The sequence below is a fragment of the Methylophilus methylotrophus DSM 46235 = ATCC 53528 genome, assembly GCF_000378225.1.
Classification (GTDB): Bacteria; Pseudomonadota; Gammaproteobacteria; order Burkholderiales; family Methylophilaceae; genus Methylophilus; species Methylophilus methylotrophus.
On sequence record NZ_KB905141.1, the window covers coordinates 128,408 to 140,481 of the forward strand.

Here is a 12,074-nt window from a genome sequence, read left to right on the forward strand (position 1 = left end):
AGCGTTTTGAATATCCACAGTGTGAACCTCGCACAGTTATTTCCCAGATGAATGTTTTTTATGAAGAAGATGGAGGCTTTAAAGTCGCCTCCATTATGTCCGAGGCCGATAGCAGCATGCAGGTCGAAGCGAGCTCGGGCAAGCGCAGCAAAATCAAAACCGCTAACGTACTGATGCGGTTTGACGGTAGCCTGTCAGGTTTTCTGGAGGCCGCACAGGCTGAGGCTGACACATTGGATACAGACTTTTTGTGGGAATGCTGTGGTGAGTCTGAATTCAGTTTTGAAGCGCTGGCTGAAGAGTACTATGGCGGCAAGCCCAGTCGGCAACAGGCAGCCGCTATTGCCATTAAATTACATGGCGCGCCCATGTATTTTTACCGCAAAGGCAAGGGGCAGTATAAAGCGGCGCCTGATGACACCTTGAAAGCAGCCCTTGCTGGCATGGAAAAAAAACGCCAGCAAGCCGAGCTGATGGCGCAAATGGTGACTCAGCTCAAAGCAGCAACACTACCAGATAGCTTCGCTGGCAAGCAAGACCAGTTATTGTATGCGCCTGACAAAAGTAGCCTGGAGTGGAAAGCCTTGGACCAGGCCGCTGCTGAACTCAAAAAGTTGCCTATCCAGGTATTGCATGATGCTGGCGCGATTCCTTCTGTACATGATTACCATCTGGGTGCTTTTCTGCGCGAGTATTTTTCGCATGGCACTGAATTCCCGCCATTTACGCTGACAGCGACCCCTGAAGATTTACCATTGTCTGGTGTACAGGCATTTAGTATTGATGACAGTACAACCACCGAGATTGATGATGCCTTGTCGGTGACGCCGCTAGCTAATGGCAATACACAGGTGGGTATCCATATTGCTGCGCCGTCCTTGGGGGTTGCACCGCGTGAGGCACTGGACAATGAGGTCATGAAGCGCCTCTCCACCGTGTATATGCCAGGGCACAAAATTACCATGTTGCCAGAAGTGGCGATCCGACCATTCAGCCTGGATGCGGGTGAGACCAAGCCCGCATTATCACTCTATCTGGAAGTGGCCCCTGATTTCAGTATCGTGCATCAGCACAGCCGACTGGAGCGGGTGCAGATTGCCGATAACTTGCGCCACGATACGCTGGAACCTTATTTCAATGAAACCACTTTAGAACAGGATAGCGGACATCCATTGTGGTCATCGCTGGTATTCCTGTTCCGTTTTGCCGAGAGCCTGGAAAAAGCCCGTGGCAAATATGATCCGACGCGCCCACAACCGGTGGATTACAACTTTTATGTGACTGAGGGAAAAGTCAGCATTATCAATCGCCAGCGCGGTTCCCCCATGGATAAACTGGTGGCCGAGCTCATGATTGCCGCCAATAGTCAGTGGGGTCTGTTGCTGGCCGAGCATGGCGTACCTGGTATTTACCGCGCGCAAAATGGCGGCAAAGTGTATATGACGACCAAGGCTGAAAGCCATCAAGGCTTGGGCGTGGCGCAATATGCCTGGTGTACTTCTCCCTTACGCCGTGCGGTGGATTTAATCAACCAGCGGCAACTGATCAGTGTGCTGACGCTACAAGACCCTGTCTATGCAGCCAACGGCGATGAAATCGTCGGCCATATGCGGAATTTTGATCAAACCTATAATGCTTATAACGAATTCCAGACACGCATGGAACGTTACTGGTGCTTGCAATACCTGATCCAGGAAAATATCACTGAAATCGACGCGACCGTCTGGCGTGAAAACCTGGTGCGTCTTGAAAGCCTGCCGTATATGACCAAGGTGCACAGTTTGCCAGCGACCAAACCTGGCACTAAAGTCAGGTTGGCGGTGCAGAAAGTGGATACCTTGCTGATGGAGCTGGAGAGCAAATTCTTGCAAGTGGTTGAAGAGGTGATGTCAGCAGAAGCCATGCCAGAAGAAAACAATGCACCCGTTGAAACCGCCAGTCACTCGGATGAACAGGCAGAGAGCGCGTAATGTTTAAATTCAACCGAAAAATTCATAAAGCCGTGTCCGACTTTGAGATGGTAGAAGTCACTGAAACAGACGGCGTACGCTCCATGCACCTGGGTTCGCCCACCATACAAAGCAGCATGAAGGTCAAGGACCCGTATGCCTTGGTGCTGGCTTACTCCTGGGGCGCCATGAGTAGCCTGTTGTTCAAGCCAGATGCCAGTAAATTGGTACTGGTTGGTTTGGGCGGTGGCTCCATTGCCAAGTATGTATGGAAATTCTGTCCGCAGATCCGGCAGACCGTGATTGAACTGAATCCGCAGGTCATTCAGGCAGCACGCAGTCATTTTTACGTGCCTGACGATGATGAACGCCTGCAGATTATCGAAGGTGACGGTATTGCTTACATTCAACAGCATCCAGGGCAATATGACTGGCTCATGATGGATGCGTTTGGTAGCAATGGTTTGCCGCCAGACTTTTGTACACAATCTTTTTTTGATGATTGTGCCGAGGCCTTGACCCCTAACGGCCTGTTTACGATCAACCTGTGGGGCTCGGACAAGAAGTTTGATATCTACATGCAGCGCATGGAGCAGACATTCGACCAACGCGTACTGATGATGCCTACAGGCAAGCCCGGCAACATCATTGTGTTCGGCTTCAACGCCGAACTGCCTATCCCGGATCTGGCGACTTTACGCAAACGTGCACAAGAAGCCATGCAAACGCACAATATCAACTTTCCAGACCTCATAGACCGCCTGCAAGGCGCAAACCCTAATAACGGCAAGGAGTTTCAACTCGGTGGCTAATTTCCTGAATCAATTTTTCGCAACCTGCCCGCGTGGCCTGGAAGCCATTCTCGTCGATGAGCTCAAGCAGAGCGGAGCGCGTGATATCACAGCCACCGATGGCGGTGCCAGTTTTAGCGGTGAGTTGTCGGTCTGTTACCACGCCAACCTGCATTCGCGTGTAGCGACACGTATCCTCATGCAAGTGGGACGAGGCAAATATACCAAAGAAGATGATATCTACCAGGGTGCGTTAAAAATCAATTGGCCTAACTGGTTTGATGTGAAGCACAGCATGATGGTCAAGGTCACGGCGGTGCGTAGCCCGCTTAAAAGCCTGGAATTTATTACCCTGCGTGTCAAAGATGCGATTTGCGACAAATTCCGCCAGGCCGTCGGCAGCCGCCCGAATATTGATACCCGCGAACCCGCGGTGCGTGTGCATGTGTACCTGACCAGCGACAGTTACCAACTCTATGTCGATACTTCTGGCAACCCGCTTTACCAGCGCGGCAACCGTAAAAACAGCATAGAAGCGCCGTTGCGTGAAAACCTGGCTGCGGGTATTCTCAAGCTCACCGGCTGGCAGCCTGGCCAGGCCCTGCTGGATCCAATGTGTGGCAGTGGTACGTTTTTGCTCGAGGCAGTGATGATGGCGCTCAATATTGCGCCAGGGTTAAACCGTCATTTCGGCTTTGAAAAACTCAAAAACTTTGAATCTGATACCTTCCGCAAAATCCGCAATGCCGCAGCTAAAGCCGTCAAACCAGTGACTTTCCAAAGCATTTACGGTTCAGATATGGATTTACGCGCCGTACGCGTCACCAAGCAGAACCTGGAAATGGCAGGGTGGCTGGACGCCGTACAACTGACGCATTGGGAGTTCACCCAGGTAGTGCCGCCTGCCGAGAGTGGTGTGCTGGTCGCCAACCCGCCTTATGGTGTGCGTATCGGTGAAGATGAAACGCTGGCCGCGCTCTATCCGCAAATGGCCGCCACGCTCAAGCAGCGCTTTTCTGGCTGGAACACCTATTTCCTCACCAACGATTTGCAGATGCCCAAGCTGATGCGCTTAAGCCCCAGCAAAAAAACGCCTTTGTATAATGGCCCGCTGGAATGCCGATTGTTTGAAATCAAAATGGTGGCAGGCAGCAACCGCCGTGAGAAGTCAGAGTCACCATTGGTGGATGATACTCAGTAAGCTTTTGATTGTTAACAGGATAGCAAAATGACTGATTCAATTGATGCGTTGCGAGCTCGTGTGAATGCCTTTGTTGAAGAGCGCGACTGGGCACAGTTTCATTCGCCCAAAAACCTGGCCATGGCCATGATCGTCGAAGCCGCCGAAGTGGTTGAACATTTTCAATGGATGACAGAAGCAGATAGCCGCCAACTGGATGAAGAAACCAGGCAAAAAGTGGGGCAGGAGCTGGCAGATACCTTTGTCTACCTGCTGCGCATTGCTGAGGTATGTGGCATTGATTTGATTCAGGCTGCCAATGCGAAAATCGACCTCAATGCACAAAAATACCCGGTTGAAAAATGCAAGGGTAGCAATGCAAAATACACCGAATACCAGTCCATTGATTGATCGCGATTTGTGAAGGAATACACCCATGACCGCCAATATTCATTCGCCCGTCACTGAGTTGCTCGTGCAACATCACATCCAGTTTCAGGTCATTGAAATCCCACTCAGTGAAGACAAGAAACCTATCCGTAGCCTGGAAGAATTACTGTCTGCCCAGGGTTTAGACCCGCAGTCTGTGGTGCGCAGTGTGGTATTCAAAGGAGAGAGCAGCGGCTTTTGTTTGCTGGCTGTTGCTGGTGGTGGCCGCGCTGATTGGGCTTTGTTACGCAGCCATTTAAACGAACGTAAATGCCGGATGGCCGAGTATGATGAAGTGCCCGAAGCAACAGGCTATGTCGTGGGTGCTGTGCCGCCCATCGCTTTACCTGAAGGGTTGCGTGTGTTGGTCGATAGCAGTGTGTCTCGCTATGAGACGGTAGTGATAGGTAGCGGTGTGCTTGGTTATGCCTTGGCTGTACGCTCAGCCGATTTGATGCAATTGTTGAGCAGCAAAACGCAAGGCAGTTTTGTCAAAGAGTAGCATGGCGGGGTATCAGCGGTTAATCATTGCCGAGAATGGTATTGAGCGTGCTGCTTTTAGTGCTGGCCACCATGACGGCCGCTTTGCCGGGATTTTCACTGATATCAGCTACCCAGTCCTCGCTCATGCCTTCCTGCTCAGTATTGAATGATCCGCCCATTAAGCCAGTGAGGCCGATGGTGTCTTCATTGCTATCATCCCCGTTGCCAAATATCAAGGTAGCATTACTCAATTGATATTGCCGTAATTGTTGCATCAAACCTTTAGCGGTGTAGGTGGCTGCTGTGCTATCAGCACCGCTTAGCGTGACCTGGCTGCTTGCTGAAGAGGAGTCAGTACTTTCAGGGCTTGCTGTCGTTTCCTTGGCGAGCTGGCTGATGGCGTCGCTTGAGCCGGTGTTATAGGCTTTATTCAATAATGCTGAGAGGTTGGTTTGAATGGTTGAAACTGACATGGCCTTACCTCGTAAAAATAGTAGGGATACATTACGACTTAACTCATTAACGGCATTGATCTAATAAACTTTAGAAAGTCCTTCATTTCGCTATTTGACTACCGTTTGATGGCTGTTTTTCATGATGTGGCGAGGCTGACAGCGACGATTTATGGTAAGGTTTCAGCCTTGTTCGATATCACTCTTTTTGGCATCTCATGACCTCAGTCCGCTATTGCGTCAATGGTAAATTGGTCTCTGGCATTGCGCCGACCAACCGTGGTTTCGCCTACGGGGATGGTATTTTCCGCACCATGCGCCTGCTCAATGGTGAGTTGCTGGATTGGCCGTTGCATTACCAGACGCTGGTGGCCGATTGCAGCAAAATCCAGATTGTGTGCCCATCAGCGGAATTGCTGATGCAGGAGTTCAAGTACTTTATGGCGTCTGCCTTGGAGGTCGAGCAATCCTCCGGCATCATCAAGATCATCATTACGCGCGGGGATGGCGCCAGGGGATATGCGCCGCCAGCCATTTGTGAACCCACGCGAGTGTTTGTCCATAGTGCGCTGCCAGAGTATTCTGCGGAGATTTACAGTGCGGGAGTCGCCCTATATACCTGCCAGACCCGGTTGGCCTCGCAGCCATTACTGGCTGGCATCAAGCACCTGAATCGTCTTGAAAACGTATTGGCCCGTGCAGAACTCAAGGATCCCCGCTTTTTTGACGGCATATTGCGTGATTATGATGATCATGTGATTGAAGCTGTCAGCGGCAACCTGTTTATCAGCAAAGATGGTTTGGTCATGACACCAGCGCTGGACCATTGCGGCGTGGCCGGCGTCATGCGGCAAAAAATTCTCGACTGGTACAAAACGCGTGGCAACACAGTCGTGACCACTAGCTTATTGATGGAAAACCTGTTGACTGCCGATGCGGTGGTAATCGCAAATAGTGTGTATGGTGTATTGCAGGTGACGCAGATTGATGAGCAGGCGATTACCAGCAATGACTGGGCCAAGGAATTAAGAGCATATTTGAATTATGTGGTTCATTAAGCAGGGTATGAAATACGGGGCTGTATTGCTTGGCCTCGGTGGGTTGGCACTTGGCATCTGGATGGTGATTTTTATGATCCGGCCTTTGCCCATGGCGTCAGAAACAATTGGGTTGCAGATTCCAGCCGGGGCCAGTGTGCGCGGGATTGCTGATCAGTTGGTGGCTGCGGGCGTGCTGACTGAGCCATACAGTTTTTTGCTCATGGTCAAGCTGACAGGGAGTGGCAACAAATTACAGGCGGGAGATTACGCCCTGAATACGCCGTTACAAGTGCTATCTTTGCTGGATATTCTCAAGCATGGCACCTTTGACCAGTTCAAGTTGCAATTGACAGAGGGGAAAACCTTTTCCGATTTCCGTCAGAAACTGGCACAAATGCCCGGGATCCGTCATGACACGGTGATGCTGTCAGACCATGAGCTGATGCAGTTGGTCAGCGGCCAGGACCAACATCCTGAAGGCTGGTTTTTCCCCGACACTTATTTCCTCGATGCGCAAAGCAGTGATGTCGACCTTTACAAGCGGGCCTACCAGAAAATGGTGCAGCATTTGACTGCCGCTTGGGAGGGGCGTGAGGCTGGGTTGCCTTACCGGTCCATGTATGAGGCGCTGGTGATGGCATCGATTGTGGAAAAAGAAACCGGGGTAGAGGAAGAACGGCCACAAATTGCAGGCGTGTTTGTCAACCGCCTGCGTAAAGGCATGCGCTTGCAAACCGACCCCACGGTGATTTATGGCATGGGCACGCGGTATCGCGGCAATATCACCAAGAAAGACTTGTTAACGGATACGCCTTATAACACTTATACGCGTAGTGGCTTGCCGCCCACGCCGATCGCTTTGCCTGGATTGGCTTCTATTCAGGCTGCATTGCATCCGGCGAAGACGAATGCCTTGTATTTTGTAGCAAATGGGCAGGGACGGCATGTATTTACCAGCTCGCTGGAAGCACATAACCAGGCGGTACGGGCCTATCAATTAAAAAAACACTAAATGACTGAGGGATGATGAGGTAATGGCGGGTCTATTTATTACGCTTGAAGGCATGGATGGTGCGGGCAAGAGCACGCATATCCCTACCATTCTGCAACTGCTGGCGTCAGGTGGTCGCGAGGTTGTTTCTACACGTGAACCAGGGGGCACACCACTTGGGGAAGAGTTGCGTGAACTCTTGTTGCACAGGGAGATGCATGTGGAAACAGAATCTTTGCTCATGTTCGCCGCCCGTGCCGAACATTTGCAGCAGGTGATATTACCTGCCTTGCAACGTGATGCGATTGTGGTGTCAGACCGGTTTACCGATGCTTCATATGCCTATCAATGTGGGGCCAGGGGTTTGCCCATGCATAAGATGCAACAATTGGAGCAATGGGTGCAAGGTGAGTTGCAGCCTGACGTCACCTTGCTGTTTGATGTACCGGTTGAAGTTAGTTTGCAACGCCTGGCGAGCGCGCGTACGCCGGATAAGTTTGAAGCCCAGGGGGCGGAATTTTTTGCCCGATTACGGTCTCAATACTTAAAGAGGGCTGCCGATTATCCGCAAAGGTTCCGCGTCATCGACGCACATAGGCCGATCGAAGAAGTGAAGAAAACAGTTGAAGAAATCATTTTATCCATATGATTAAAAAGATTTATCCATGGCAATATTCACTGTTTTCGCAATGGATGCAAGCAGGGGATAGCCGCCACCATGCCTTGCTGTTTCATGGAAAAGCTGGCATAGGCAAGCTGGATTTTGCACGCACCATGGCTGCCGGTTTGCTGTGCCTGCAACCCCAAAATGGGATGGCTTGTGGCGAGTGCGAATCCTGCTATTGGCTATCGGAAGGCGCACATCCGGACTTCAGGGAAATCACCCCTGAAGATGATGACAGTGGCAGCGAAGGCAGTAAAAAGAAAACGCGCAAACGGCAGCAGATTTTGATTGACCAGATCCGCGCCTTGCATGATTACCTCGCCTTGAGCACACATAGAGTGGATGGCATACGCGTGGTGTTGATTCATCCGCTTGAGGCCATGAATGTTGCTGCCTCCAATGCGTTATTGAAATTGCTTGAGGAGCCACCGCAACGGACGCAGTTTTTGCTGGTGTCACATCAGCGGCAAGCCTTGCTGCCAACGATTTTAAGCCGTTGCATGCAGGTGGAAATGCCTGTGCCCAGCATTGAGCAGGGCCTGCAATGGCTGCAGTCACAATCAGTTGCTCATGCGGAGTGGGTGTGGCACTACAGCGGTGGTGCGCCCACGACGGTCTTACAGGACGAGCTGGATTTGCATAGCTGGTATCAGCAGTTCCGGCCGCAATTGCTGCGAGGGGCTGAGATGGATGTCATCGCCGTGGTACCCGTGTTGATCAAACTTGGCATGGAGCAGGCCATACAGGCATTGCAAAAGTGGTTGCTGGATGTATGGTTATCTTGCAACCAGCAACCACTGCGTTACCATCCTGGTGATGCCGGGCCTATGCAAACCCTGGCATCTGGTGTCAATTTATCGCGATTGCTGGCATTTCAACAACAACTAAATCGTTTTAAAATGACAGCACAGCATCCGCTCAATCAGGAGCTACAGCTGGAACAGCTATTACTGCAGTATAAAAAAATGTTTGGCTAGCATCGCCAGGCATTCTGGAGCTTAGGCAATGAACGATACCTTACCACCCGCTGCTGCAAAACCAGGTGTTTTGTCGCTGGCTATCCGTGAAAAAGCGGCCCTGTTTGCCGCTTACATGCCCTTTGTCAAGGGGGGAGGCTTGTTTATCCCCACCAGCAAGCCGTTTAAAATGGGGGAGGAGGTATTTATGCTGCTCACCTTGCTCAATGATCCAAACAAGCTTAAGGTAGTCGGTAAAGTCATCTGGATTACGCCGCAAGCGGTTAACAACAAGCCACAAGGCATAGGCATACAGTTCTTGGACAAAGATGGTGGTGTCGAAGCCAAGAAACGCATTGAAACCATCCTGGGTGCAGCACTCAAATCCAGCCGACCATCCAATACCATTTAGCCCCATTTTAATCCTGTTATAGAGCTTCTTTAAGTCACATGTTAGTCGATTCGCATTGCCATCTTAATTTCCCCGAACTGGTCCAAAATATGGACCAGGTGCTAGACACCATGCGTAGCAATGAAGTCGGGCATGCCCTGTGCGTTTCCGTGACACTGGACAAATTCCCCGAAGTGCTGGCGATTGCTGAGCAGCATCCGAATATATACGCTTCAGTCGGCGTGCATCCGGATTACGAAGACATACAAGAGCCGACGGTGGAGGAGTTGGTCAGGTTGGCTAACCATCCACGTGTGGTGGCGATTGGCGAAACAGGGCTGGATTATTTCCGCCTGACGGGCGATCTGGAGTGGCAGCGTCACCGTTTCCGTATCCACATCCGCGCAGCCAAGGCCACAGGTAAACCGCTTATTATCCACACACGCAATGCGGCCGAGGATACGCTACGCCTGATGGAGGAAGAGGGCGCAGCAGAGATCGGGGGAGTCATGCATTGTTTTACCGAAAGCTGGGAAGTGGCGCAGGCAGCCATTGAAATGGGATTTTATATCTCGTTTTCCGGTATTGTGACATTCAAGAATGCGCAGGCTTTGAAAGACGTCGCGCAAAAGGTGCCATTAGATAAAATTCTGGTAGAGACCGATTCCCCCTATCTGGCTCCTATCCCTTTCCGTGGCAAAACCAATCAGCCAGCGTATGTGCGGCATGTCGCTGAAGAGGTTGCCCGCTTGAGAGACGTACCATTACAGCAATTCATGGATACGACAACAGCCAATTTCTTCAAGTTATTCAAGCACGCCCAGCCATGCAAGTCACTCTCTTAGGCGTAGGCTCCAGTGCGGGCACACCTGCCGTTGGCTGTCGTTGTGATACCTGCACCTCCACCGATACCCGTAACAAGCGCACGCGCTGCTCCAGCATGGTGACCCTCGATGACGGCAGGGTCATCCTCATCGACACCTCTCCTGATTTACGCCAGCAAGCGTTGCGTGAAAAGATGAACCGGGTAGATGCGGTGCTTTATACCCACACACATGCAGACCATTTGCATGGTATTGACGACCTGCGCGCCTTCTGCCAAGTGAATCGCTGCCAGATTCCGCTCTACAGTTACCCTGAGGCGATTAGCCATATTCAGGAAAAATTTGGCTATACCCTGCGCGACCCAATTCCCCAATATTGGGATTTGCCGGTGCTGGCTGCCAATGTCGTTGAGGGGCCTTTTGAAGCCGCCGGGCAAATGATCATCCCTATCCCCATCATGCACGGCAAGATCCGCATCTACGCTTACCGTATCGGTAATTTTGTCTATATGACCGATGTGTCAGAGATCCCCGAAAGCTCGTATGCCTTGTTACAAGGCGTCGATGTCCTGCTGATTGACTGCCTGCGTGAAAAACCGCATCCCACCCATGTCTGCCTGGAACAAACACTGGGCTTGATTGAGCGCATAGGCGCCAAGCGTAATGTGCTGATACACATGACACACGAACTCGAATACAACGCTTTGCAACCCCGGCTACCAGCCAATGTCGTCGTTGGTTATGATGGACTGCAACTGCATTTTTAGCCATGTTGCTGGCATGCCAGGTCAACCAAATCGGGCGATAAGCAGTTATACTTGCACCAAATAATAATTCAGCAACTCGATTTTGGATAACAGGAAGTAAACATGAAGTTATATGCAAAAATTTCGGCGATACTGGTAGCAGCTTCAGTGCTGATGGCGGCGACAAGCGCATTCGCCGGTAAAACTTACACAGAAGATGAATTTATCAGCGGCTTTAGTGGCAAATCAAAAAAATTGATTATTGAAAAGCTCGGACAGCCTTTTAAAAAGCAACAGTCTGTCAAGCCAAGTAATGCCAATAACATGATAGGCACCATGGGTAAGCAACAAGACAACTCCAAGCCTGTGCAGGTTGAAATGTGGTACTACAAAAACTTGGTGAGATACGATGATAAACATACTTATAAAGAAACCGAAGTCACTTTTGTGAATGACAGGGTGATGAATATTGGTTTTTTTAATAACCGATAAGTAATTAAAAACGGTAGTTTCTAAAAAGCCTCGGGTGACCGGGGTTTTTTTATTTTTGCTCGTTCCTTCAAAAAGAGCCGTTGATCAAAATAAATTGCTCATGCGATTTTTGAAAGGTGTTCACTGGGTTTGTGGCTATTCAGAGAATACTAATTGCACTAGCCGGGCCTCACCGACGGTGATAGGAGATCCATGGTCATGCCTGGGTCTTTTTGTTTGGTTGTGATCAAGAGTTTTAAAAACGTACAGAGAGGAAGTGGGTCTAAAAAAGATAATTAAAACTAAGGAGATTAGGGGCAATTAATTAAAGTTACAGCTTTACCTGACACGATACTTAGAGCATTAAATGGCACTGGAAATTTACCACTACACTCAAAAGATATTAAATGATGGAGCCAAAGCGCTGGAATGAAATCATGGTTTAGCTTGTCCAAAGAGAAGTTTGACTTAATTAAGGCGCGAGTGGGAAAGAGTGTTAAACTTGCTTTATGTTGATTCAAGCAGTAGCCAGGCAAATTCTTTTGAGTACAGTAAGAATAACGATTGCTTGGGAGTCTAATTTGGCGCAGCTGGTAAGCTGCTTGATGGTGCCCAGAAGAGGACTCGAACCTCCACGTCGTTAAACACTAGTACCTGAAACTAGCGCGTCTACCAATTTCGCCATCTGGGCTAAAGAAGCTGTGCAT

General features: G+C 50.2%; 14 protein-coding genes and 1 tRNA gene. 13 read left to right on the top strand and 2 right to left on the bottom strand.

The window, feature by feature from the left end; translation table 11 throughout:
* The first annotated feature begins 47 nt into the window (after positions 1-47).
* Genes F463_RS0100630 through F463_RS0100650 form a run of 5 tightly spaced genes read left to right on the top strand, consistent with a single transcriptional unit; the run spans position 48 to position 4,851 of the window.
* Entirely contained in the window at positions 48-1,970 is a 1,923-nt protein-coding gene (locus F463_RS0100630) for a ribonuclease catalytic domain-containing protein (protein ID WP_018985097.1), read from the top strand.
* Entirely contained in the window at positions 1,970-2,761 is a 792-nt protein-coding gene (locus F463_RS0100635; protein ID WP_018985098.1) for a polyamine aminopropyltransferase, read from the top strand. The genes F463_RS0100630 and F463_RS0100635 overlap by 1 nt, the downstream gene beginning before the upstream one ends.
* The gene (locus tag F463_RS0100640; protein ID WP_018985099.1) at positions 2,754-3,941 is read left to right on the top strand and encodes a THUMP domain-containing class I SAM-dependent RNA methyltransferase; all 1,188 of its coding nucleotides are present in this window, start codon (positions 2,754-2,756) and stop codon (positions 3,939-3,941) included. Before F463_RS0100635 ends, F463_RS0100640 begins: the two co-directional genes overlap by 8 nt.
* A 27-nt stretch (positions 3,942-3,968) precedes the next feature.
* On the top strand, positions 3,969-4,331 hold the full coding sequence (locus F463_RS0100645) for a nucleotide pyrophosphohydrolase (RefSeq protein WP_018985100.1): 363 nt from the start codon (positions 3,969-3,971) through the stop codon (positions 4,329-4,331).
* Between the two features lie 25 nt (positions 4,332-4,356).
* Complete coding sequence (locus tag F463_RS0100650; protein WP_018985101.1) at positions 4,357-4,851, top strand: aminoacyl-tRNA deacylase; 495 nt, start codon at positions 4,357-4,359, stop codon at positions 4,849-4,851.
* Positions 4,852-4,870: 19 nt separating this feature from the next.
* On the opposite strand, the gene F463_RS0100655 is transcribed toward F463_RS0100650, so the two are convergent.
* A complete protein-coding gene (locus tag F463_RS0100655) occupies positions 4,871-5,305 on the bottom strand; it encodes a hypothetical protein (protein ID WP_018985102.1) in 435 nt (144 codons plus the stop codon).
* 197 nt (positions 5,306-5,502) lie between these two features.
* On the opposite strand from F463_RS0100655, the gene pabC reads away from it, so the two are divergent.
* The 8 genes from pabC (at position 5,503) to F463_RS0100695 (ending at position 11,388) form a co-directional block, all read left to right on the top strand.
* Positions 5,503-6,342, top strand: coding sequence for an aminodeoxychorismate lyase (pabC, locus tag F463_RS0100660; protein WP_018985103.1), 840 nt, complete (start codon positions 5,503-5,505; stop codon positions 6,340-6,342).
* A complete protein-coding gene (gene mltG / locus F463_RS0100665; protein WP_018985104.1) occupies positions 6,329-7,336 on the top strand; it encodes an endolytic transglycosylase MltG in 1,008 nt (335 codons plus the stop codon). Before pabC ends, mltG begins: the two co-directional genes overlap by 14 nt.
* A 22-nt stretch (positions 7,337-7,358) precedes the next feature.
* Positions 7,359-7,964, top strand: coding sequence for a dTMP kinase (gene tmk / locus F463_RS0100670; protein WP_026295180.1), 606 nt, complete (start codon positions 7,359-7,361; stop codon positions 7,962-7,964).
* Complete coding sequence (gene holB, locus F463_RS0100675) at positions 7,961-8,956, top strand: DNA polymerase III subunit delta' (RefSeq protein ID WP_018985106.1); 996 nt, start codon at positions 7,961-7,963, stop codon at positions 8,954-8,956. Before tmk ends, holB begins: the two co-directional genes overlap by 4 nt.
* Positions 8,957-8,984: 28 nt before the next feature.
* Complete coding sequence (locus F463_RS0100680; RefSeq protein ID WP_018985107.1) at positions 8,985-9,347, top strand: PilZ domain-containing protein; 363 nt, start codon at positions 8,985-8,987, stop codon at positions 9,345-9,347.
* Between the two features lie 38 nt (positions 9,348-9,385).
* Positions 9,386-10,171: a TatD family hydrolase gene (locus F463_RS0100685; protein ID WP_018985108.1), complete on the top strand. Its 786-nt coding sequence runs from the start codon at positions 9,386-9,388 to the stop codon at positions 10,169-10,171.
* A complete protein-coding gene (locus F463_RS0100690; RefSeq protein WP_018985109.1) occupies positions 10,153-10,917 on the top strand; it encodes an MBL fold metallo-hydrolase in 765 nt (254 codons plus the stop codon). Before F463_RS0100685 ends, F463_RS0100690 begins: the two co-directional genes overlap by 19 nt.
* 102 nt (positions 10,918-11,019) lie before the next feature.
* Positions 11,020-11,388, top strand: coding sequence for a hypothetical protein (locus F463_RS0100695; protein ID WP_018985110.1), 369 nt, complete (start codon positions 11,020-11,022; stop codon positions 11,386-11,388).
* A gap of 585 nt (positions 11,389-11,973) precedes the next feature.
* Here the strand turns inward: F463_RS0100695 and F463_RS0100700 are convergent.
* Positions 11,974-12,058 (bottom strand) — tRNA-Leu (locus tag F463_RS0100700).
* Positions 12,059-12,074 lie beyond the last annotated feature (16 nt).